This is a genomic window from Amycolatopsis sp. NPDC004079, from assembly GCF_040610415.1.
Classification (GTDB): domain Bacteria; phylum Actinomycetota; class Actinomycetes; order Mycobacteriales; family Pseudonocardiaceae; genus Amycolatopsis; species Amycolatopsis halotolerans.
This window is the reverse complement of sequence record NZ_JBEXMH010000001.1, coordinates 465,405-486,230: the sequence shown is the minus strand read 5'-3', so window position 1 is coordinate 486,230 and position 20,826 is coordinate 465,405. Positions and strand designations below refer to the sequence as shown.

The 20,826-nt window shown below is 69.8% G+C and carries 17 protein-coding genes; 10 read left to right on the top strand and 7 right to left on the bottom strand.

The window, feature by feature from the left end; translation table 11 throughout:
- The first annotated feature begins 56 nt into the window (after window positions 1-56).
- From ABZX37_RS02120 to ABZX37_RS02105, 4 genes are all read left to right on the top strand, one after another.
- On the top strand, window positions 57-758 hold the full coding sequence (locus ABZX37_RS02120; RefSeq protein ID WP_354735125.1) for an IclR family transcriptional regulator: 702 nt from the start codon (window positions 57-59) through the stop codon (window positions 756-758).
- A 95-nt stretch (window positions 759-853) separates the two neighbouring features.
- Window positions 854-2,470, top strand: coding sequence for a thiamine pyrophosphate-dependent enzyme (locus tag ABZX37_RS02115; RefSeq protein WP_354735124.1), 1,617 nt, complete (start codon window positions 854-856; stop codon window positions 2,468-2,470).
- Complete coding sequence (locus tag ABZX37_RS02110; protein WP_354735123.1) at window positions 2,467-3,927, top strand: aldehyde dehydrogenase family protein; 1,461 nt, start codon at window positions 2,467-2,469, stop codon at window positions 3,925-3,927. Before ABZX37_RS02115 ends, ABZX37_RS02110 begins: the two co-directional genes overlap by 4 nt.
- A gap of 44 nt (window positions 3,928-3,971) precedes the next feature.
- Window positions 3,972-5,228: an aromatic acid/H+ symport family MFS transporter gene (locus ABZX37_RS02105; protein WP_354735122.1), complete on the top strand. Its 1,257-nt coding sequence runs from the start codon at window positions 3,972-3,974 to the stop codon at window positions 5,226-5,228.
- Window position 5,229: 1 nt separating this feature from the next.
- Here ABZX37_RS02105 and ABZX37_RS02100 read toward each other — a convergent pair whose 3' ends face one another.
- The 4 genes from ABZX37_RS02100 to mgtA form a co-directional block, all read right to left on the bottom strand.
- Window positions 5,230-6,510, bottom strand: coding sequence for a nitrate/sulfonate/bicarbonate ABC transporter ATP-binding protein (locus ABZX37_RS02100; RefSeq protein ID WP_354735121.1), 1,281 nt, complete (start codon window positions 6,508-6,510; stop codon window positions 5,230-5,232).
- An 11-nt stretch (window positions 6,511-6,521) separates the two neighbouring features.
- Window positions 6,522-8,255 (bottom strand): ABC transporter permease subunit, encoded by a 1,734-nt coding sequence (locus tag ABZX37_RS02095; protein ID WP_354735120.1) that lies wholly within the window; start codon window positions 8,253-8,255, stop codon window positions 6,522-6,524.
- Between the two features lie 3 nt (window positions 8,256-8,258).
- Window positions 8,259-8,978, bottom strand: a complete 720-nt coding sequence (locus ABZX37_RS02090) for an MgtC/SapB family protein (protein WP_354735119.1) — start codon at window positions 8,976-8,978, stop codon at window positions 8,259-8,261.
- 64 nt (window positions 8,979-9,042) lie between these two features.
- The gene (gene mgtA / locus ABZX37_RS02085) at window positions 9,043-11,610 is read right to left on the bottom strand and encodes a magnesium-translocating P-type ATPase (protein ID WP_354735118.1); all 2,568 of its coding nucleotides are present in this window, start codon (window positions 11,608-11,610) and stop codon (window positions 9,043-9,045) included.
- 251 nt (window positions 11,611-11,861) lie between these two features.
- On the opposite strand from mgtA, the gene ABZX37_RS02080 reads away from it, so the two are divergent.
- From ABZX37_RS02080 to ABZX37_RS02065, 4 genes are all read left to right on the top strand, one after another.
- Window positions 11,862-12,218, top strand: a complete 357-nt coding sequence (locus ABZX37_RS02080; RefSeq protein ID WP_344276592.1) for a metalloregulator ArsR/SmtB family transcription factor — start codon at window positions 11,862-11,864, stop codon at window positions 12,216-12,218.
- 25 nt (window positions 12,219-12,243) lie between these two features.
- Window positions 12,244-12,966, top strand: a complete 723-nt coding sequence (locus ABZX37_RS02075) for a hypothetical protein (protein ID WP_354735117.1) — start codon at window positions 12,244-12,246, stop codon at window positions 12,964-12,966.
- 127 nt (window positions 12,967-13,093) lie between these two features.
- On the top strand, window positions 13,094-13,378 hold the full coding sequence (locus tag ABZX37_RS02070; RefSeq protein ID WP_354735116.1) for an NUDIX domain-containing protein: 285 nt from the start codon (window positions 13,094-13,096) through the stop codon (window positions 13,376-13,378).
- 179 nt (window positions 13,379-13,557) lie between these two features.
- Window positions 13,558-14,376 carry an alpha/beta fold hydrolase gene (locus ABZX37_RS02065; RefSeq protein ID WP_354735115.1) on the top strand — a complete coding sequence of 273 codons (819 nt, stop codon included), beginning with the start codon at window positions 13,558-13,560 and terminating at the stop codon, window positions 14,374-14,376.
- Window positions 14,377-14,380: 4 nt separating this feature from the next.
- Here the strand turns inward: ABZX37_RS02065 and ABZX37_RS02060 are convergent, their stop codons facing one another.
- On the bottom strand, window positions 14,381-15,757 hold the full coding sequence (locus tag ABZX37_RS02060) for a helix-turn-helix transcriptional regulator (protein ID WP_354735114.1): 1,377 nt from the start codon (window positions 15,755-15,757) through the stop codon (window positions 14,381-14,383).
- Between the two features lie 183 nt (window positions 15,758-15,940).
- On the opposite strand from ABZX37_RS02060, the gene ABZX37_RS02055 reads away from it, so the two are divergent.
- Window positions 15,941-16,303, top strand: a complete 363-nt coding sequence (locus ABZX37_RS02055; RefSeq protein ID WP_354735113.1) for a hypothetical protein — start codon at window positions 15,941-15,943, stop codon at window positions 16,301-16,303.
- 103 nt (window positions 16,304-16,406) lie between these two features.
- On the opposite strand, the gene ABZX37_RS02050 is transcribed toward ABZX37_RS02055, so the two are convergent.
- Window positions 16,407-17,264, bottom strand: a complete 858-nt coding sequence (locus tag ABZX37_RS02050) for a sigma-70 family RNA polymerase sigma factor (protein ID WP_354735112.1) — start codon at window positions 17,262-17,264, stop codon at window positions 16,407-16,409.
- 72 nt (window positions 17,265-17,336) lie between these two features.
- On the opposite strand from ABZX37_RS02050, the gene ABZX37_RS02045 reads away from it, so the two are divergent.
- Window positions 17,337-18,023, top strand: coding sequence for an NAD(P)H-dependent oxidoreductase (locus ABZX37_RS02045; protein WP_354735111.1), 687 nt, complete (start codon window positions 17,337-17,339; stop codon window positions 18,021-18,023).
- Here the strand turns inward: ABZX37_RS02045 and ABZX37_RS02040 are convergent.
- Window positions 18,013-20,649, bottom strand: coding sequence for an exo 1,3/1,4-beta-D-glucan glucohydrolase (locus ABZX37_RS02040; protein ID WP_354735110.1), 2,637 nt, complete (start codon window positions 20,647-20,649; stop codon window positions 18,013-18,015). The two genes, ABZX37_RS02045 and ABZX37_RS02040, sit on opposite strands and share 11 nt — an antisense overlap.
- Window positions 20,650-20,826: the final 177 nt, after the last annotated feature.

Genomic DNA, 20,826 nt, shown 5'->3' with positions numbered 1-20,826 from the left:
CGATCGCCGGCAACGCCGCCGAACCCGGGCGCACGGTCCTCAGCCGCGCGTTCGCGGTGCTGGATTCCTTCCTGTCCGGCCGACCCGAGCAGACTCACGGCGAGATCACCCGGGCGACCGGGCTCGCGCCCGCCACGGTGCACCGCCTGCTGGCCGAGCTGACCGGCTGGGGTGCGCTGGAGCGCACCGGCCGAGGCCGGTACCGGATCGGGCTTCGGCTGTGGCAGCTCGGGGCGCAGGCTCCGGGCGGGCGCGAGCTGCGGGACGTCGCGCTGCCGTTCCTGCAGGACCTGCTCCAGGTGACCCACGAGGTCGTCCACCTGGTGGTCCTCGACGGGGACCGCGCGCTGTATCTGGAAAAGCTCGAGGCGCATCCGGACGTCGTCGTCACCTCGCGGGTCGGGTTGCGGCTGCCGTTGCACGCGGCGGGTCCGGGCAAGGTGCTGCTCGCGCACGCGCCGCCGGAATGCCTCGAAGGCGTGCTGACCACGGGGCTGGAGCGGCGGGCCAGCGGGACGATCACGGATCCGGCGCGGCTGCGCCAGGTGCTCGCGGAGGTGCGGCTGCAGGGATTCTGCATCTCCCGCAACGAAATGACCGAGGGCGCGTCGTCGGTCGCGGCTCCGGTGCGCGGGCCGGGCGACCAGGTCGTGGCGGCGATTTCCGTGGTGGTGCCGAGTTGCACGCCGAATCTGTCACCGCTCGTGCCGGTGGTCCGGATGGCGGCGCTGGGGGTCACGCGGGCATTGCAAGGCTGAGGAACTTTTCCGCTGAGTGGAAGAGGGGCTGGGCGTCCCGGAACCGAGCCGGGAGACTCCGGACCCACCCGCTCGCACTGCCCGAGGAGAAGTCCGTGAGCCCTGCCCCGACCGTTCGCGACGCCGCGTTCGACGTGCTGCGCCGGTTCGGCGCCACGACGGTGTTCGCCAATCCCGGGTCGACCGAGATCGCGCTGCTCACCGACCTGCCCGACGACCTCGAGTTCGTGCTGGCGCTGCACGAGGGTTCGGTGGTGGGGATGGCGACCGGCTGGGCGCTCGCGAACGACCGGCCCGCGGTCGCGATCCTGCATACCACCGCGGGGCTCGGGAACGCCGTCGGCGCGCTCGCGACGGCCCGGGTCAACCGCGCGCCGCTGGTCGTGCTTGTCGGGCAGCAGGATCGTCGGCACCTCGCGCTGGAGCCGTTCCTCACCGGCCACCGGCTCGACGACCTGGCCCGCCCCGCGCCGGTGTGGATCGCGGAACCGCCGCGCGCGCAGGACGTTCCGGGCGCGCTGGCCCGCGCCTGGCACGAGGCGCGCGAGCACCGCGGCCCGGCGCTGGTGATCGTGCCGATGGACGACTGGTCGGAGCCGGCGGCCGCGGACGAGCCGCTGCCCGCCCCGGCCAAGCTGATCCGCGCGAACGCCGCCGAGCCCGCCGTGCTGGCCGAGCTGGCGGAATTCCTCGGTACTGCAAGCAATCCGGTGCTCGTGGCGGGTGCCGGTGCGGACGACGCCGAGTCGTGGCGCGGGCTGACCGCGCTCGCCGAGAAGCTCGCCTGCCCGGTGTGGCAGGAGGCGTTCGGCGCCCGTGCCGGATTCCCGCAGGACCACCCGCAGTTCGCCGGGCATCTGCCGCCGGGCCGGGAAGAACTGCGGAAAGCGTTGTCCGGCCACGACGCGGTGCTCTCGGTCGGCGCGCCGGTTTTCCGGCAGTACCCCAGGGAACCGGGACAGCTGACCGAGCCGGACACGCGCATCGCGGTGGTCACCGACGATCCGAACGAAGCACACCGCAGCCCGGTCGACCTTGCCGTGCTGGCGCGGCCGTCGGCGGTGTGCGGGCCGTTGGCGGAGCTGATCCCGGTGCGGGAAGCGGGCACGGAAAAGATCGGCCGGACGGTCGAATTGCCTGGTGCGCCGGAGGACGGCGCGCCGCTGGCACCGGAGCACGTGTTCGGGCTGCTCGCGCGCCAGTTGCCCAAGGACACGGTGCTGGTCGAGGAATCTCCGTCGAGCCGCCCGTTGCTGCACGCGTACGTCCCGGCACGCGAACCGCTCGGATTCCTCAGCGCGGCGATGGGCGGCCTCGGATTCGGCATCCCGGCGGCGATCGGACTGCGGATGGGCGGGCTGAAGCGCCCGGTGGTGGCGGTGATCGGGGACGGCTCGTCGCTGTACTCGATCCAGGCGCTGTGGAGCGCCGCGCATTACGGCGCCGGGGTTCTCGTGATCGTGCTGTCCAACGGCGGTTACGCGATCATGGACAAACTCGCCGTGCGGCACGGAGAACGGACGGCCGGGGGCGGCAAGGCGCCGTGGCCCGGGTTCGACGAGGTCAGCGTGAGCGGGCTCGCGAAGTCGCTCGGCTGCCCGGCGCGGCGCGCGGAAACCTACGAGGAACTGGAGTCAGTGGTGAACGAGGTGCTGCCGACCCTGGCCGCGCGCACGGAGCCGCTGGTGCTGGAAGTGGCGGTGAAGGCATGACATTGCTCGGCAACGACTGGCAGGGCCGGATCTTCTCCGGCGGCTGGATCCCCGGCGCCGGCGGCGAATACGACGCGGTCGAGCCAGCTACCGGGGCGACGCTGGCCCGGGTCGGCGCGGCGGCTCCGGAGGACGTCGCCAAGGCAGCGGCGACCGCGAAGGAAGCACAGCGGGAGTGGGCCGCTCGGCCGTACGACCAGCGGGCGCGCGTGTTGCGCCGGGCGGCGCGGCTCTTCGAGGACCACGGCGACGAGATCGACGAATGGCTCATCCGGGAATCCGGTGCTACGCGAGGGTTCGCGCAGTTCCAGACCCGCGCGGTCGCGGCGGAGGAGTGCCACGAAGCCGCCGCGCTGGCCGCCCATCCGTACGGGGAACTCTTGCGTTCCAGCCAGCCTCGGCTGTCGATGGCGCGCCGCGTTCCGGCCGGCGTGGTCGGCGTGATCTCGCCGTTCAACGCGCCGATCATCCTGTCCGTCCGCGCGATCGCGCCCGCTTTGGCGCTCGGCAACGCGGTGCTGGCGAAGCCCGACCCGCGCACCGCGGTGTGCGGCGGCGTCGTGCTGGCCCGGATCTTCGAGGAAGCCGGTCTGCCGGAAGGTCTGTTCCACCTGCTGCCCGGCGGCGCGGACGTCGGTGCGGCGCTGGTCGAGGACCCGCTGGTGCGCGTGATCGCGTTCACCGGTTCGACGAACGCGGGCCGCCGGATCGCCGCCGCGGCGGGGGAGCGGCTCAAGCGCGTGCACCTCGAACTCGGCGGCAACTCGGCGCTGGTCGTGCTCGCGGACGCGGACGTCGAGCAGGCCGCGTCGGTCGGCGCGTTCGGTTCGTTCAACCACTCCGGGCAGATCTGCATGGCGACCGGACGGCACCTGGTCGCCGCGGAAATCGCCGACGACTACGCGGCCGCGCTCGCGGAGCACGCGGCCAAGCTGACCGTCGGAAACCCGGCGAACGGCGACGTCGCGCTCGGTCCGCTCATCGACGCGGGGCAGCGCGACCGCGTGCACTCGGTGGTCACCGGCAGCGCCGAGGCCGGGGCGAAGATCGCTACCGGCGGCACCTACGAGGACCTCTTCTACCGCCCGACTGTCCTCACCGACGTCCCGCTCGGCGCGCCCGCCTACGCCCAGGAGGTGTTCGGCCCGGTCGCCCCGGTCGTGCCGTTCTCCACAGTGGACGAAGCGGTCCGCCTGGCCGGCGGTACCGAATACGGGCTGTCGCTGGGCATCCTGACCCGGGACGCCGCGCGGGGGCTGGCGCTGGCCGAGCGGATCCCGTCCGGTCTGGTGCACATCAACGACCAGACGGTCAACGACGAGGCCCTCGCGCCGTTCGGCGGGGTGGGGGATTCGGGAACCGGCTCCCGGCACGGCGGCGCGCAGGCAAACCTGGAGGCGTTCACCGAAACCCAGTGGGTCACCGTGCGCGGCGACCTTCCGCAGTACCCGTTCTGATCGCAATATCCGCCCAGGTCCCCTCCGACGACGCAGGTGATGACATGACGGTCTCGACTGATCCCCGGGCGCGCCACGCCCGCTGGGTGGCCCCGCTGTGCTGGACGGCGGTGGCGCTCGAAGGGTTCGACCTGGTGGTGCTGGGCGTCGTGCTGCCCGCGCTGCTCAAGGACAAAGCGTGGGGGCTCGACCCCAACACGGCGTCGCTGATCTCCGCGGTCGGGCTGCTCGGCGTGGCGGTCGGCGCGTTTTCGATCGGCCCGCTCAGCGACCTGTTCGGCCGGCGCGGGATGATGCTGCTGACCGTGATCAGCTTCTCGGTCTTTACGCTGCTCTGCGCGTTCGCGAACGGGCCGTGGCTGTTCGGCGTGCTGCGGTTCCTGGCCGGGCTCGGGCTCGGCGGCGTGCTGCCGACCGCGCTGGCGCTGATCACCGAGTACGCGCGGATCGGCCGCGGCGGCAGCGCGACCACCGTGCTGATGACCGGCTACCACGTCGGCGCGGTGCTCACCGCGCTGCTGGGAATCCTGGTGCTGCAACGGTTCGGCTGGCAGTGGATGTTCGTCATCGGAGCCGCGCCCGCGCTGATCCTGGTGCCGCTCATGGTGAAGTTCCTGCCCGAGTCGAAGGCGCTGGAACGGGCGAAGGAGGCCCGGCGGAACCGCAACCCGCTCGGCGTCCTGTTCCGGCACGGCTACGGGCGCGCGACGATCGCGTTCTGGGTGACGTCGTTCATGGGGCTCCTGCTGGTGTACGGCCTGAACACGTGGCTGCCGCAGATCATGCGCGCGGCGGGCTACGAACTCGGCGCGGCGCTGGCGCTGCTGCTGGTGCTGAACGTCGGCGCGGTCCTCGGCCTGCTGGTCGGCGGCCGCGTGGCGGACAAGATCGGCTACCGCCGTTCCGCGATCGTCTGGTTCGCCGCGGCCGCGGTGTTCCTGGCGCTGCTGAGCATCAAACTGCCCGGGGCGAGCGTGTACGTCGGGGTGCTGCTGGCAGGGATCTTCACCTTCAGTTCGCAGGTGCTGGTCTACGTCTACATCGCCCGCGTGTACCCCGCCGAAGCCCGCGGCACCGGCCTCGGCGCGGCGAGCGGGATCGGCCGGTTCGGCGCGATGTCCGGGCCGCTGGTGACCGGGCTGCTGCTGTCGGCGGGGCTGGCGTATCCGTGGGGCTTCTACCTGTTCGCGGTGGTGGCGGTGATCGGCGCGCTCGCGATCGCGCTGGTGAACCGGGATCCGGCACCGGACGCTCCGGCGGACAGCCCGGTGCCGGACGCGGTTCCGGCCCCGGAGAGCTGAGTCATTCGGCGGTCGTCTGGGCGATCCGGTCGCTGTCGGTGTCGTAGTCGAACAGTTCCGCGTACCGGCCCCAGTCGATCGCCGTGTCCAGCTGGTGCCGGGCGTCGGCGGCGGAGAAGCCGCGGCGGAGGAGATCGAGGAAGAACTCCGCGCGCAGCGTGCCGTCCGAACTCGCGGTGAGCGCGTTGACGATCGTGCGCACCAGCGGTGCCCGGTCGCGGACCTGACCGGCGAAGATCTTCTTGCTGGTCTGGATGTCCGCGGTGGTGAAGGCGGTGCCGACCGGCGTCAGGTGCAGGTCTCCGCCCGCCACGAAGAGGAGGTCGAGCAGGGCGGCGGCGTCCACGAGCGGCAGCAGGTCGTCGACCTCGAAGCTCAGTTCGGCGGCGAGATCCGGCAGATCGGCGTGTCCGCCGCGGGCGTGCACGAGTTCGACCAGACCGGCGAGGCCGCCGACCGACGCCCGCGGCAACGGTCGTGCGGTGGGCGTCGCCTGCGCGGGTTCGACGGCTGCCGGGTCGCGGCCGGTGAGCAAGTCGTAGAGCCGGTCGACCAGCGCGGCGAACGCGGGGGATTTGCGGTCGCGCGGCCGGGCCAGGTCGACCTCCACTTCCGCGCGCAGGTTCCCGGGGTTCGAGCCGAGGACGAGCACGCGGTCGGCGAGCAGGACCGCCTCCTCGATGTTGTGCGTGACGATGCAGACCGCCTTGGTCGGGAAATCGTCGCGCTGCCACAGGCTCATCAGCTCGGTGCGCAGGTTCTCCGCGGTCAGTACGTCGAGCGCGGAGAACGGTTCGTCCATCAGCAGCACGTCCGGTTCGAGCACGAGCGCGCGGGCGAAGCCGACGCGCTGGCGCATTCCGCCGGAAAGTTCCTTGGGATAAGCGGATTCGAAACCGTCGAGGCCGATCAGGTCGATCGCCCGCAGCGCGCGGTCGCGGCGGGCTCTCGGCGGGATCCCGCGCGCGGCGAGGCCGAGTTCGACGTTGTCCTGCACAGTCAGCCACGGCATCAGCGCGAAGGTCTGGAACACCATCGCGGTGCCCGGATTGGCTCCGTCAAGCTCGTCGCCGCGATAGCGCACGGTGCCCCGGGTCGGGCCGATCAGCCCGGCGATCGTGCGCAGCAGCGTCGATTTCCCGGAGCCGGACCGGCCGAGCAGCGCGACGATCTCGCCCGCGCGCAGGTCGAGGGTGATGTCGTCGAGGACGCGCAGTTCGTCGCCCGCCGAACCGGGGAAGCTTTTGCTGACCTGCTCGACGGACACGAGGACTTCGGACATGAGGATGCCTTTCAGGAAAGGGAGAACCGACGCTCGGCGAGGCGGTACAGCCGCCGCCAGAAGAGCCGGTTGAGGCCGACGACGTACAGGCTCATCACCGCGACGCCGAGCAGGATCCGCCCGGAGTCGCCGGAGCCGGTCGCGTCGGCGATGTACGCGCCGAGACCGGTCGCGGTGAGCGTCACCCCGTTGTAGGACACGATTTCCGCGACGATGGAGGCGTTCCACGCGCCGCCCGCCGCGGTGATCCCGCCGGTGACATAGCTGGGGAAAATCGCGGGCAGCACGAGCCGGCGCCACCACAGCGCGCGCGGCAGCCGCAGGTTCGCGGCGGCCTCGCGCAGGTCGTGCGGGATGGCCGAGGCGCCCGCGATGACGTTGAAGAGGATGTACCACTGCGCGCCGAGGCTCATCAGCAGGATGCCGCCCCAGTCCAGGGAAATCCCGGTCGCCACGAGCACCGCGGTGATCAGCGGGAACAGGAAGTTCGCCGGGAACGACGCGAGCACCTGCACCACCGGCTGGGCGAGCCGCGACACGCGCGGGTTCATCCCGATCCACACGCCGATCGGCACCCACACGAGCGTCCCGACGACCACCAGGGTCACCACCCGCGCGAACGTGATCAGGCCGAGCAGGAGCACGTGGCCGATCTCGCCGTACCCGGTGGTCTCGCCGATGAACAGCACCGCGCGCACCGTGCCGTAGATGATCAGTCCGAAGACCACGACGCTGAACACGATGTCCGCGGCGCGTCGGCGAGCGGGGGAGAACCGCAGCGGGTACTCGGCGAGCCCGAAGACCGCCAGCGCGCGGTCCAGCGGGAACACCAGCTTGCCGAGCACCCGGCCGAGCAGCGTCGGGATCCGGGATCGGCGCAGCAGGTCGAGCACCAGGCTGCGGGGTGCTTCGGCGGCTTCGGAGTTCTCGATGCGGAACCGTTCCGACCACGCGGTGAGCGGTCGCCAGAACAGCACGTTCACGCCGACGACCAGGACCACCATCACGCCGACGGCCAGCAGCACCTTGCTGAGATCGCCCTCTGCGGAGGCGGTCGCGACGTACGCGCCGATGCCGGGCAGCGCGAACTTCTGGTTGTTCACGCTGAGCGCCTCGGACGCGGTGAGGAAGAACCAGCCGCCGCCGAAGCTCATCATCCCGTTCCAGACCAGCGGGATCATGCCGCTCGGCACGTCGACGCGCCAGAATCGTTGCCAGCGCGACAGCCGCAGCAGCCGCGACGCCTCGTCGAGGTCGCGCGGCTGCGACACCAGCGAGTGGTGGAACGCGAACGTCATGTTCCACGCCTGCGCGGTGAAGATCGCGAAAATCGACGCGCATTCCAGGCCGAGCTGCGAGCCGGGGAACAGCGCGATGAACCCGGTGATCGTCACCGACAGGAACCCGAGCACCGGCACCGACTGCAGGATGTCGAGCGCGGGCAGCAGGATCTTTTCGGTGCGCCGCAGCCGGGCCGCGGCAGTCGCGTAGACGAAGGTGAACCCGACCGACAACACGAGCGCGACGAACATCCGCAGCAGCGAACGTCCGGCGTAGTAAGGGAGTTCGGCCGGATCAGTGGACACTGTGGACGGTGCGGTCGCCGGAGTCCACGCAGTGGCGGCGCCGTGCGCGAGCCGCACGATCAGCCACAGCGCGGCGGCGGCGCCGAGGAACACCGCCACGTCGGCGATCGTGCGGCGGGGCCGGACGAGTGCGCCGCGGGTGGGGAAGGTACGCAGCATGGTCTAGTTCTCGCTGTCTTCCTCGGTGTAGGAGAGTTCGGCTTGCCAGCGCACGCTGGTCACCGACGGCTCCATGGACAGCCGGCTGACCGCCGACTCCATCTGCTTGTCGTCGCGTTGATCGGCGGACAGTTCGGCGCGCACCTGCACCTGCCCGGCGGTGTCGGTATTGGTGCTGGTGACCGATTGCAGCGCGAAATCCGTGCGTGCCAGCGCCTGCACGAGCAGCGCGCGCACGTGCGCTTCGGCATCGTCCTTGGTCACCGCCAGGAAGGTGTACGACGTCGGGGTTTCGCGGCCGGTCGCCGGACGGCGGTCGACCACCCGGCCGAGCGGGCGCAGCGCGATGTTCACCGCCATCACCACCGCGGTGCCCGCGCCCGCCGCCGTGTACAGCCCGGCTCCGGCCAGCGAGCCCACCGCGGCGGAACACCACAGCGTCGCCGCCGTGTTGAGCCCGCGCACGGTCAGTCCTTCGCGCAGAATCACGCCCGCGCCGAGAAAACCGATTCCGGAAACGATTTGCGCGGCGACCCGGGTGGGGTCGGCACTCGCTCCGCTGAATCCGTGCGCGGACAGCAGCACGAACAGCGTCGACCCGGCCGCGACCAGGGCGTTCGTCCGCAGCCCCGCCATCCGGGCGCGGTATTGGCGTTCAAATCCGATTACTGTGCCGAGGCCCACGCCGGCGCCAAGGCGCAGCAGCATCTCCGCAGTCGTCATCTGCGCTCCCACTGTTCGTTGCGAAAAGTTCAGAAAAGGGTTGGAAAGACTCCGAAAAGGACGGTTACCACCACGTACGTTGGCGTGCGTAGCCGCGTTTCGCTACTTGAGCGGCCAGCGCGTACCCGGCCAGGACGAGTACCAGCCACAGCAGGTAGCCGGCGGGCAGCGCCTGCATCCGCAGCGGTCCGGCGAGCGGCGACAGCGGCACCAGCAGGCCGACGAGCGCGGCGGCGGCCGTGGCCAGCACGACCGGGCGGCTGGCGCGCAGGGGAGTGCCGCGACCGCGCAGGACGAGCACGACCAGCAACTGCGACAGCAGGCCCTCGACGAACCAGCCGGTCTGGAACAGCAACGGGTCCGCTCCCGCGCCGAAGACGTTCCACAGCACCGCGAACGTCGCGAGGTCGAACAGTGACGACAACGGGCCGAAGACCAGCATGAAACCGGTCAGCCCGCGGGCGTCCCAGCGGCGCGGCTTGCTGAGATAGTCGTCGTCCACCCGGTCCCACGCGAGTGCGAGCTGAGCCAGGTCGTAGAGCAGGTTCGACACCACGAGCTGGATCGGCAGGATGGGCAGGAACGGCAGGAAGGCGCTGGCCGCGAGCACCGACAGCACGTTGCCGAAGTTCGACGCGGCGGTGATGTTGACGTACTTCAGCGTGTTGCCGAGCGTCCTCCGTCCTTCGGCCACGCCGCGGGCGAGCACGCCGAGGTCGCGTTCCAGCAGCACCAAGTCGGCGGCGTCCTTGGCCGCGTCGGTGGCGGTGTCCGGTGCGATCCCGACGTCGGCGGTGCGCAGCGCGGCGACGTCGTTGACGCCGTCGCCGACAAAGCCGACCGCGCGGCCGTTCTCCCGCAACGCGGTGACGACGCGGGCTTTGTGCGCAGGCGTGAGCTTCGCGAAAACAGCGGTGTCCTTGACGATCTCGCGCAATTCAGCGTCGTCTGCCGCTTCGACTTGGCGGCCGAGCACGACCTCGCCCACCGGGATGCCCGCCGAATCCGCGACGCGCGCGGCGACATGGCGGTTGTCCCCGGTCAGCACTTTCAGCGCGACGCCTTGCTCGCCAAGGGTTTTCACCGCGTTCACGACCCCGTCGCGGACCGGGTCGACGAATCCCACGAAACCGACGAGGATCATTTCGTTCTCGTCAGTTTCGTCGAACCCGTCGAGCCGGGCGTCGACTTCCCTTGCCGCGACCGCGAGCACCCGCATGCCGTGTTCGGCGTACGCGCGCACCAATTCGTCCGCGCCGATCCGGGCGGCGTCGTCGAATTCGGTGACCACCCCGTCGCGGCGTGCGTAGCCGCAGCGCGGAAGGATCTCGTCCGGGTCGCCCTTGCTGATCAGCAGGTGCTCGCTGCCGCGCCGGACCACGACGCTGGCCCGGCGGCGCGCGTGGTCGAAACCGATCTCGGCGACGCCGGTGAACAGCGCGTCGGTGACCAGGTCGTCCTCGCCGTCGAACAGGGTCTCGATCGCCTCGTCCAGCCGGTCGTGCCGGTCGGTCTGGAACCGCACCGCCAGCCCGGCGTACTCGGCCGCTTCGCCGTCCGGGCTGCCGGAGTAGTCGACGCTGTGCGCGTACGCGATCCGGTCCTCGGTGAGCGTGCCGGTCTTGTCGACGCACAACACGTCCATCGCGGCGAGGTCCTGAATAGCGTTGAGCCGCTTGACAATCACCTGCCGCCGGGACAGCGCCGCCGCGCCTCGGGCGAGGTTCGTCGTGACGATGACCGGCAGCATCTCCGGGGTGAGACCGACCGCGACGGCGACCGCGAACATCCCGGCCTGCGCCCAGTCGCCGGTGACCGTGCCGTTGACCACCAGCACGATCGGCACCATCACGAGCATGAACCGCACGAGCGTCCAGCCGACGCGGCGCACCCCGGCGTCGAAGCTGGATTCCGCGCGCGGTTCGGCGGATTGCCGGGCCAGCGCGCCGAAGTAGGTGTCGCTGCCGGTCGCCGCTACGACCGCGGTGGCCGTTCCGCCGACCACCGACGTACCGGCGAACCCAAGCGCGGGAGTCTCGACGAGTTCGTGCTCCTCGTGCTTGCCCGGCTGGGGTGCCCGCTTCGCGACCGGCAATGCCTCGCCAGACAGCGCCGACTGGTCGACCACAAAGTCCTTAGCAGCAACAATGCGGACGTCCGCCGGGATCACGTCACCAGGCCCGAGCAGCACGACGTCGCCAGGCACGAGGTCTGCCGTGGGCACCTCGCGCTCGCTGCCAGGGAATTCCGCCGCCGCACGCCGACGCACGGTGACGGTGGTGGTGATCTGGTCGCGAACCGCGCTGATCGCGCGCTCGGACCGCGCGTGCTGCCAGTAGCGGAGACCGATGCTGAGCACGACCATCACGCTGACGGTCACCGCGCCGCGAATGTCGCCGACACCGGCGAACACCAGACCCAGCGCGGTCAGCAACGCGACGAACGGGCTGCGCGCGGCGGCCCAGACGCGGACGGGCGCCCGGATCGTGCCGTCGATGCGATTGTCGCCGAAGCGCCGCAACCGCTCGGCTGCTTCGTTCTCGGTGAGGCCTTTCGGCGAGCTGTCGAGATTCCGGAAAAGAGTGAGCACCGGCGCGTCGCCGTGGGCGCGCAGGGCGGGAAAGCGGGTCATGGTCGTCCCCCTCGAGGTCAGCTGGACGTCAGCGGACCGCGCGGGTTCTTCCGGACCTAGCTGGCTGCCGGGGTTCCCGCACGGTCGTGCCGACTACTTCCTTCGCCGGTCACCCGGCTCACCTCCTCCGCAAGACTCATCGACCGGCGCCAGCGCGCCGACCGGGGACCAGTAGAGCGCAGATCACGAAAACAGTCAAACACTTGTGCAACTGATGGGGGCTAAGTCACGCTGAGGGCCCGCCCGAGAGGATGTCCGTCGTGTCCACCCCATCCCAGCCCCCGCTAGAACCTCTCCCCGCCGACCTGCTGCAAGACGCGGCCGCGACGTTCGGCCTGCTGTCCGCGACCGTGCGGCTGCACCTGCTCTGGCTGCTGTCGCACGGGGAACGCGACGTCGGCACCCTCGCCGAGGAGACCGGCCAGACCGTGCCGACCGCCAGCCACCACCTGGGCAAACTGAAGCTCGCCGGCCTGGTCCGCGCCCGCCGCGAGGGGAAACGGCAGGTGTACGTGCTCGACGACCCGCACGTGCGGCACATCGTCCAGCTGGCCGTGCAGCACCACCAGGAGCTGTCGGGCGACGTTCGGCGGAGCAAAGGCGCTTGACCTTTCCCCGACGTAGAGTCGGGCCATGGCCGAGCTGAACTTCTACTTCGATCCGGTGTGCCCGTTCGCGTGGATGACCAGCAAGTGGGTCCGCCAGGTCGCCAGCCAGCGCTCGTACTCGGTGGACTGGCGGTTCATCTCGCTGCGCCTGCTGAACGCGCACCTGGACTACGCGACGCACTTCCCGCCGGAGTACGACGCTTCGCACACGGCGGGCTTGCGCCTGCTCCGCCTGGCGGCGGCGGTGCGCGCCTCGCATGGCCGGGAGGCTGTTGGTCCGCTTTACGAGGCGCTGGGGGAGCAGAACTTCGAGAGCGGTCTGGTTGAGGACACTGCCGAGGCTCGGGCTGCTCATGGCACGCTTTCGGCGGCTTCTGCTGCCTTGTCGCGCGTTGGTCTCGATGTGTCTCTTGCTTCCGCGGTCGACGATTCCCGGTGGGACGCTGAGATCCAGCGCGAGACGGATGAAGCACTTTCGTTGACCGGCAAGGATGTCGGGACGCCGATCCTGCACTTCCAGCCGCCTGAAGGGGTCGCCTTCTTCGGCCCGGTGATCAGCCGGCTGCCGTCCGACGCGGAGGCGGTGGAGCTGTGGGACCACGTGGTCGGGTTGGCGAGGTTCGCCGGTTTCGCCGAGCTGAAGCGGAGTTTGCGGGAGATGCCGCAACTGCCGTCGTTCGGGGTGGCGGCGGGGGAGACCGGGAAGGAACAGGATTGGCACGGCGGGAGCCGACGCCTGAAGAAGTAAGCGGCGGTACGGTCGAGCGATGGACCCGGATCGGCCGCCTGAGGCCACCAAGTGGACGATCCATGGCGAACGCCTTGTCGACGACACCGGCGCTTGCGGCTGAGCGTCGCCTCGGTCGAACCGGTGGGTGTGGGAGCTGCCCGGAGGATACGTCGACCCGGACGAGAACCCCGCGATCACGGCGGCGCGCGAGGTCGAGGAAGAGACAGGATGGCGACCGCGCACCAGCGAGCCGCTGGCTTCGCTTCAGCCGAACGTCGGCGTAGCAGACAACGAAAACCTGCTGTTCCTGTCGCGGGGCGTCGACCTCAACGAAGCGGAGCGCGTTGGATGCCGTTGTCGTCTGTGCGTGAGCGGATCGCGAGGGGCGAAATCCTCGGTGCGTCCTCGCTGGTCGGTCTGCTCCATGTGATCGCGTTTCCCCCGGCTGCGCGCTGAAGCGGCGGACTGCTGCTTGGCCGATTCTCCCGTCGGGCGCTCCCAGCGTCCGGTCGTGATATCTGTGGTTTGCGTTACTCCACTAGCGTTATTTCACTCCCCGAAGTCGTGAACCTGCAAGACTGGGACTTGACGACAACTCCGGGAGTGTCCATGTCGCGCGACAGCTATCGGACAGTTCGTACACCGGACGGCCTCCGCCTGGCCAGCACCCTCACCGAGCCGGACGGCCGCCAGCCGCGCCGCGCGGTGTTGCTCGTGCAAGGGGCGAGCGTCACCCGTGAGGAAGGCGGCTTCTTCACTCGCCTTGCCGAGGGCCTGGCCGAAGTCGACATAGCTTCCCTGAGAATCGATCTTCCCGGCCACGGCGAGAGTGAAGGCCGCCAAGAGGATCTCTCGCTTTTCGCCCTGCTCAACGTGATTCGCGGCAGCATCGAGCACTTGTCCGGCGCCGTCCCGGGCGTGCGGACGTCGCTCGCGGCGGCGAGTTTCTCCGGCGGTGTCGCGGCGTGCTACGCGGCCGAGCGACCGGACGACGTCGAGCGGCTCGTTCTGTTCAACCCCCTGCTCGATTACCGCGGACGGTTCATCGAGGAGAAATCCGCGTGGTCGGCGGACGGCTACCTCAACGACAAGGAAGCCGCCGATCTCAAAGAACAGGGCTACCTCGGGCACGGGCCTGGGTTCCGGCTCGGGCGGGCCGTGCTCAACGAGGCTTTTTGGTTCGAGGCAAGGCAAAACCTGCCCCGCATCACCGCGCCGACGCTGATCGTGCACGGCACCAAGGACACTTTCGTTCCCGTCGAGTCGTCGCGCGCGGCCGACCGGGAGCTGACCTGCGAGCACCGGCTGATCCAGCTCGAAGGCGCCCAGCACGGCTTCGCGGTGCACGACGATCCGAAGTACGCCGATCCGCGAACGCAAGCCTGGCAACGGCAAGTGATCCGCGACGTACAGGAATGGCTTCGCTAAGCGGTCAGCTGTTGAGTGCCTCGCGCAATTCCCGTACATCGGGACGGTTATGCCACGGCTTGAGCACTCCGACGACCCGCCGGAGTTCTTCTCTCGTGCGGCGGGAGTTCGTTTCCGCCGCACGATGAGCGGAGGCGAGGCCGGTTTTGGCGGCTTGGTCCGGTTCGCCGGAAAGGGCGAGCGAGTTCGCCATGAGGGACAGGAAGAACCCGTAGTCGCGACGGGAGAATTGGGTTTCCTTCAACGTCTTCTCGTACAGTTCTACCGACCGCCGCGGCTCGCCCGCTTCGGTGTAGCAGATGGCGGTTTGCATATTCAGGAGAGTCGCGTTGAAGTGCGCGCCCAGCGGCGATTCGATCGGCCCGGCGTCGCCGAGCAGTTTCCAGGCGACGTCGAGTTTCCGGTTTACCTGGTCGGCCGACGCGCCGAGCATCGCCTCCGCGCGGGCTTCCTGCTGGGCGGCCTCGGCCTGGAGCCGCTGCGGTAGTGACCAGGGGCCTTTGCGCACCGCCCGGGTGAGGATGAGCATCCGCCGCGGGTCGCGTTCGTCGTAGGCGACCTGGGCTTTTTTGAGCAGAATGTAGCCCTGCATCGTGTTGTCGCCCGCCGCCTGCGCCCATTCCATCGCGCGGTCGTGCCAGTACAGCGAGTCTTGCATCTGCCGCCGGTCGCGGTAAAGCCATCCGGCGAACTCCGCGCCTTCGGAACCGATTTGCAGAAGGTCCCGCTGATCCTCGGCGGTCGCGTCGCGGGCGATGCGGTCGATGATGTCGAGCACGCCGAGCGTCATCGGAAGCGTTTTGGCCGGACCGCGTTCGCCGTCCTCGTATTTGTACTGGTCGAGCTGTCTGCGGAAATAGTGCGTGACGGTTTTGTCCATGTACCGCCGGGGATTCTCCAGCGCTCGCGCGACGTGCTCGGCGCTGCCTATTCCCAGCGCGGGCAAAGCCGCGACCGGCAGGCCGTTCTTGAGCAGTGAGCGGCGACTGAGCGGGCTCATGACGTCCCATTCTGTGGTCGGAACCGCCGGCGGGGCCGCGTCGCCGAGGGCGGGCACGAGCCGGCCGAGGACGCTGGCCCCGACCGTGGCCCGGTCCAGCGGCAGCGCGACCGGCCGCCCGTCCACGATGACGGGGAGCAGCACGCTCGGCGGCCCCCGGAGGTCCGCGGGCGTGCCTTCCCGGAGCAGCTCCTCCAGCCGGGCGGGGCTGATGCGCAGAAGCCGGGCGAGCCGGTCGCGCCGGTGCGGACGGGGCTCGGACCGGCCGGATTCCCATGCCCGGATGCTCTTTTCGTCCGCGGGGAGCAGCGCGGCGAGCTTTTCTTGCGTCAGGTTCGCCGCTTTGCGCGCCCGGACAAGACCTTCTCGCCGTTCGCCCATGGGCGACACTCCTTCGCCACGAACCGGGGTCGTCAGATTACCGCAGGTCACTGTGTGCGGGGCAAGGCAAGTCGCTCGGTTGCCGCCCGCTTTTCTCCCGGTTTGCTGGCTGGTCCAGGCCACTGGACCGCTCCATGGTGGTGGGGCACGCGAAGACACTTCCGAAGCCGAGAGGTGCATCGCATGAAGGCAGCAGAGACGCTCGGCGAGGCGACCCGCACAGGTCATCCGGCAGTGGTCATCGTGTGTTGTGTGCTCCTGCTGCTGGTACTGCTCTCGATGTGGCTGTGGCGGGCGCGCCGCCCGATCCCGCCGCCGCGCGGACGGCTGACGGTCCGCGACATCAAGGCCCGGCTGGACTACGAGGTCCAGGCCGGGATCGAGGAAGCCCGCCTGGCCGAGTTCCGCCGGACGGCCGAGGCGATGGCCGCCGAACGCGCCGAGGAGGACACCGAGGTCATCCCGAAAGTCGAGGACACCGTCGTCTTCCCGGAGGTCGAGAAACCGCGAAAAGGGGAGAAACCCGATAAAGCTCGGTGCGGTTAGGAGCGTCCCGCCCATCGCTCACCGCACCGTTATGCCTGCCCCAGCCTGGCGCGGCACGCCACCTCCCCTGGGCTGGGGCAGGCCTCATCAACTGTATAACGACCTATACGGTCGCGCGGGAGAACGCGGCGATCTCCATCCCCGCCAACCGCTCGGCACTCACCACCACTTCATACGCCTGGAGCAAACCGCCCCGAACCTCGATCTTGAGCACTCCCGCCAGCCTCCCGGCCGGAGCGAGCACCAGTCCCACATCCCCGTCGATCAACGCGAGTTCGGCCAGCCGCGCGTTCCCCGCGAACAGCTTCGTCCCTCGCGCGACCTCATCCGCCCCGCGCAGTACCGCAGCGGCACCCGGCGGAAGCATCGCCGGATCGGTATGCCGGACAACATCCGGAGCCAGCACAGTCAGCAGTGTCGCCATGTCCCCGCCCCGAGCCGCGGACAGGAACGCCGTCACCACTTCCCTGTGCTCGGCCAGCTCCGCCGCGGGCACCGCCGGTTCCCCGCGCACCCGCAACCGCGCGCGGCTGGCGAGTTTCTTCGCGGTAGCGGGCGTCCGGTCGAGGATCGGCCCGACCGCGTCGAACGGCACCGCGAACAGGTCGTGCAGCACGAAGGCCACCCGTTCGGGCGGGGCCAGCCGGTCCAGGACCACCAGCAGCGCGCGCCCGACCTCCCCGGCCAGGAGGATCTCGTCCTCGGGAACAGTGCCGCCGGCGGCATCGGGCACGGACGGGACCGGCGTTTCCCGGCGGGCGCGCAGCGCGTCGAGGCACAGTCGCGACACGACGGTGGTCAGCCACCCGCCGAGGTTGTCGACGCCGGACGACCGGTCCAAGCGCAGCCACGACTCCTGCACGACGTCCTCGGCCTCGGCCGCGTTGCCCAGCATGCGGTAGGCCAGCGCGTGCAGCCGCGGGCGCTCGTTTTCGAAGCGTCGCGCCAGTGCGTCGTCCATCGGTCACCTTTTCCCGTCTCGATCCGTCATGGGAGTGCCGGCCCGAGGACCAAGGACGAGGAGAGGAACCGGATGACCGTCATGCTAGCGCCCCTGCTGCACGTCGATTCGAGCGCCGACCGCGAGGCGTCGGTGAGCAGGCAGCTGGGCACGCTGTTCGCCGACGAGTGGCGCAGAGGCGGCGGAACCGTGCGCCACCGCGACGTTTCCGCTGATCCAGTGCCGCCGCTGAGGGAGGCGTACGCGCGGCTCGGCCGCCGAGTGGAACGCAAAGGCGTGCTGTCGCTGGAAGACATCGCGACACTGATCGCGGACGACGACGAACAGCGCGAATGGGACCTGACCCTGCCGCTGGTCAACGAGGTGCGCGAGGCCCGCGTGGTGCTGCTCGGCGTGCCGATGTACAACTTCGGCGTCCCCGCGACGCTCAAGGCGTGGATCGACCGGATCAGCTTCCCGGGCGTGTTCGCCGACCCGGAGACCGGCCGGAAACTGCTGGCGGACAAGGACTTCGTGGTCGTCAACGCGCGAGGCGGCGGGTACGGCCCGGGCGCGCCGCGCGAGAAGTTCGAGTTCCAGGAGTCGTATCTGCGCGCTTACCTCGGCGACAAAGGCGTCGAGCGGCTGACGTTCGTGGCCCAGGAGTTCACCCGCGTCGGCGACGTCCCGGCGCTGGACGGGCTCGAAGACCTGGCCGCCGCGTCGCGCGCGGCGGCCAGGTCCAGGGTCGTGGAAACCGCCCGGCGGCTCATCCGGTGAGGTCGGAGCACTTCCGCGCGTCCGGATCCTTCGCCCCGCCCGGCGACCACCGCACGTTCGCGAACGACGCCGAGAACGCGCCGTCGGTGTAGACGAGGAACGGCGTGTCGACGCTCTCGAAGTCCAGCCCGCTCGCGAAGCAGGACAACGGGATCTTCACCGTCGACTTCTGCCCGGCAGGCAGATCGCCGAACAGCTTCGTCGCGTTGACCTCGGACGAGCACGGGTAGACGCAGTGCAGGCTGACCACCGTCCGGTTGACCGGCGGCGAATGCACGATCACGTCGAACTCGAGCGCGCCGTCGGCATTGAGGTACCCGCGCAGATCGTCGGTGCCGCCGGGATGCTGTGAGTACAGCTGCGCCGCGCCGGTGCCGGTCCACGTCGCTTTCAGGCCGTCGCCCTGGACGTTGACGTCGGCCGGCACCACGTTGATCTCCGGGTGCGACGCGGTGCCGTCGGGACCGATCTCGGTGCCGCCCCAGTTCGCCGCCGAACCGATGAAACTCTTGTACGGCGCGACATCCGTGCGGTCGTGGATCGGCAGGTCCTCGGTCGCGGTGCCGCCGCCTCCGGTCGACCCGCAGCGGGCCGGGCCCTCGGTTTCGTCGAGCTTGCCGACGGTGGTCCGCTGGTGCGAGGTGAGGCCGTAGCCGAGCGCGAACAGCGGGTCGTAGCCGGGACTCCACGGGTTGAGCGGCGTCTGGCACGCGCTCTTCGGCCACGAATAGGACAGCTTGCCGTGGTATCCGCCGCGATCCTTGCCGTGCACCAGCATGTCCGCGACCCCGCCGCCCTCAGTGCCCGGCAGCCACGCGGCGACGAACGCGTCGGAACGGTTGAGTTCCTTGTTGACGTACAGCGGACGCCCGCTGACATAAACAGTCACCACCGGAGTGCCCTTGCCGCTGACTTTGTCCAGCAGCGCAAGGTCTTCCGGATACAGCTTCGCCGCTTCAAGGCTCTTCCGCTGCAGATCGCCGACGCCTTCCGCGTACGGAGTCTCGCCGACGACAGCGATGACAGCGTCGTAACCCTTCGGATCGACGGTGCCAGTGGGATCGAAGGTGACGTTGGCGAGATCCTCCTTGAGCCCGGCGAGGATCGAAGTGGCGCCGGGGAAGTCCGCGTTGGTGTTCCCGGTGCCCTGCCAGGTCAGGGTCCAGCCGCCGGTCTGGTTCTGAATGCTGTCGGCGCTCTTTCCGACCACGAGCACCTTCGCGTTGCGCGCCAACGGAAGCACGTTGCCGTTGTTCTTCAGCAGTGTCTGCGACTTGCGCACCGCTTCGCGAGCAAGCGCCTTGTCCGTGAGTGCGTCCGACGAGCCGGCGTACCAGCGCTGCGACGGCTTGCGCTCTTCGAACAGCCCGGCGCGCAACTTCACTCGCAGGATCCGGGTGACCGCGTCGTCGATGCGCGACATCGGGATCTCGCCGCCGCGCACCTGCGCGACCGTGTTCGCGATGAAGGCCTTCCAGTCGTTCGGCACCATCACGACGTCGAGGCCGGCGTTGATCGCGCGCGGGCAGCTGGCGTTGGTGCAGCCGTCCACCTGGCCGATGCCGTTCCAGTCCGACACGACCAGGCCGTCGAAGCCCATCTTGCCCTTGAGGATCTGGTTGAGGACCTTGTCGCTGCCGTGGATCTTGCCCTCGTTGATGCCGAGGTCGGGGTTGGTCCAGCTGTTGAACGACGCCATGACCGTCTGCGCGCCCGCGGCGAGCGCGCCGTAGTAGCCCTGGCCGTGGAGGTTGATCATGTCCGCTTCAGAGGAAGCGTTGACACCCTGGTCCTGGCCGTTGGTGGTGCCGCCGTCGCCGATGAAGTGCTTGGCGGTGCCGATGACGCCGTTCGGCCCGATCCGCAGCCGCGCACCGGCCTGCAGGCCGTTCATGGCCTCGTATCCGTAGGCGCGCGTGATGCGCGGATCCTCCGAGAAGCCTTCGTAAGTACGGCCCCAGCGGTCGTCCTGGACGACGGCGAGGGTCGGCGCGAACGCCCAGTCCTGGCCGGTCGAGCGGATCTGCCGCGCGGTGGAGTTCTCGACGTCGCGCACCAGGCACGGGTCGTGCGCCGCACCGAGCGCGATGTTCTGCGGGAAAACGGTGGAGCCGTACACATTGTTGTTTCCGTGCACGGCATCTATGCCCCAAATTACCGGAATCTTTGTCCTCGTGGCCTTCGCCGCGTCCCAATAGGAATCGGCGAGCTTGAGCCAGTCCTGCTGGCTGGCGTGTTTGTTCCCACCGGGCCACGAGCCGCCGCCGTTGAGAACGGACCCGATGGAGTACTGGGTCACCTCGGCCGGCGTGATCGCGGCGATCTCGGGCTGGGTCATCTGGCCGACTTTTTCCTCCAGCGACATGCCGGAGACGATCTGCTTGATCCGCCATTCGTCGACCGGGTTCCGCGGCATCGCGCTGCGCACCTTCGGCCAGTCGGCCAGCTCGGGCAGCGAGTTTTCGATGCGGGCACAGCCGTTCCGGTCCAGCGCGGGCGGGCCGAGGTCCGGCTGGCGCGGGGGAGCGGCGTGCGCGGCCTGGGCGGGGACGAGCCCGCCGAGGAGGACGAGCGCGGCGAGGGCGACCCGGTTCCGGGCGCGCGGGGAGCGAGGAGGTCTGGCCATCGACAGTCCGTTCTGCGGAGGGCGGCCCGGAGCGGGCCCGGTGATCCTGACCGGGCAAACCGGACTCCGTCAATCCGCCGACCGCAGTGGTTCAGTCCATTGACCGGACAGGAAACGGGACATTCGCGGGGCGCGGCGGCCCGTCGCCGGACGGGGATAGATTGATCGCGAAGGCAC

Excerpts from the sequence above, each read along its gene's own strand:
- ABZX37_RS02110 (WP_354735123.1), top strand. The coding sequence starts at position 2,467 with ATGACATTGCTCGGCAACGACTGGCAGGGCCGGATCTTCTCCGGCGGC.
- ABZX37_RS02095 (WP_354735120.1), bottom strand. The coding sequence starts at position 8,255 with ATGCTGCGTACCTTCCCCACCCGCGGCGCACTCGTCCGGCCCCGCCGC.
- ABZX37_RS02055 (WP_354735113.1), top strand. The coding sequence starts at position 15,941 with ATGAAGGCAGCAGAGACGCTCGGCGAGGCGACCCGCACAGGTCATCCG.
- ABZX37_RS02060 (WP_354735114.1), bottom strand. The coding sequence starts at position 15,757 with ATGGGCGAACGGCGAGAAGGTCTTGTCCGGGCGCGCAAAGCGGCGAAC.
- ABZX37_RS02040 (WP_354735110.1), bottom strand. The coding sequence starts at position 20,649 with ATGGCCAGACCTCCTCGCTCCCCGCGCGCCCGGAACCGGGTCGCCCTC.
- ABZX37_RS02075 (WP_354735117.1), top strand. The coding sequence starts at position 12,244 with ATGGCCGAGCTGAACTTCTACTTCGATCCGGTGTGCCCGTTCGCGTGG.
- ABZX37_RS02090 (WP_354735119.1), bottom strand. The coding sequence starts at position 8,978 with ATGACGACTGCGGAGATGCTGCTGCGCCTTGGCGCCGGCGTGGGCCTC.
- ABZX37_RS02045 (WP_354735111.1), top strand. The coding sequence starts at position 17,337 with ATGACCGTCATGCTAGCGCCCCTGCTGCACGTCGATTCGAGCGCCGAC.
- ABZX37_RS02100 (WP_354735121.1), bottom strand. The coding sequence starts at position 6,510 with ATGTCCGAAGTCCTCGTGTCCGTCGAGCAGGTCAGCAAAAGCTTCCCC.
- ABZX37_RS02050 (WP_354735112.1), bottom strand. The coding sequence starts at position 17,264 with ATGGACGACGCACTGGCGCGACGCTTCGAAAACGAGCGCCCGCGGCTG.
- ABZX37_RS02105 (WP_354735122.1), top strand. The coding sequence starts at position 3,972 with ATGACGGTCTCGACTGATCCCCGGGCGCGCCACGCCCGCTGGGTGGCC.
- mgtA (WP_354735118.1), bottom strand. The coding sequence starts at position 11,610 with ATGACCCGCTTTCCCGCCCTGCGCGCCCACGGCGACGCGCCGGTGCTC.
- ABZX37_RS02080 (WP_344276592.1), top strand. The coding sequence starts at position 11,862 with ATGTCCGTCGTGTCCACCCCATCCCAGCCCCCGCTAGAACCTCTCCCC.
- ABZX37_RS02065 (WP_354735115.1), top strand. The coding sequence starts at position 13,558 with ATGTCGCGCGACAGCTATCGGACAGTTCGTACACCGGACGGCCTCCGC.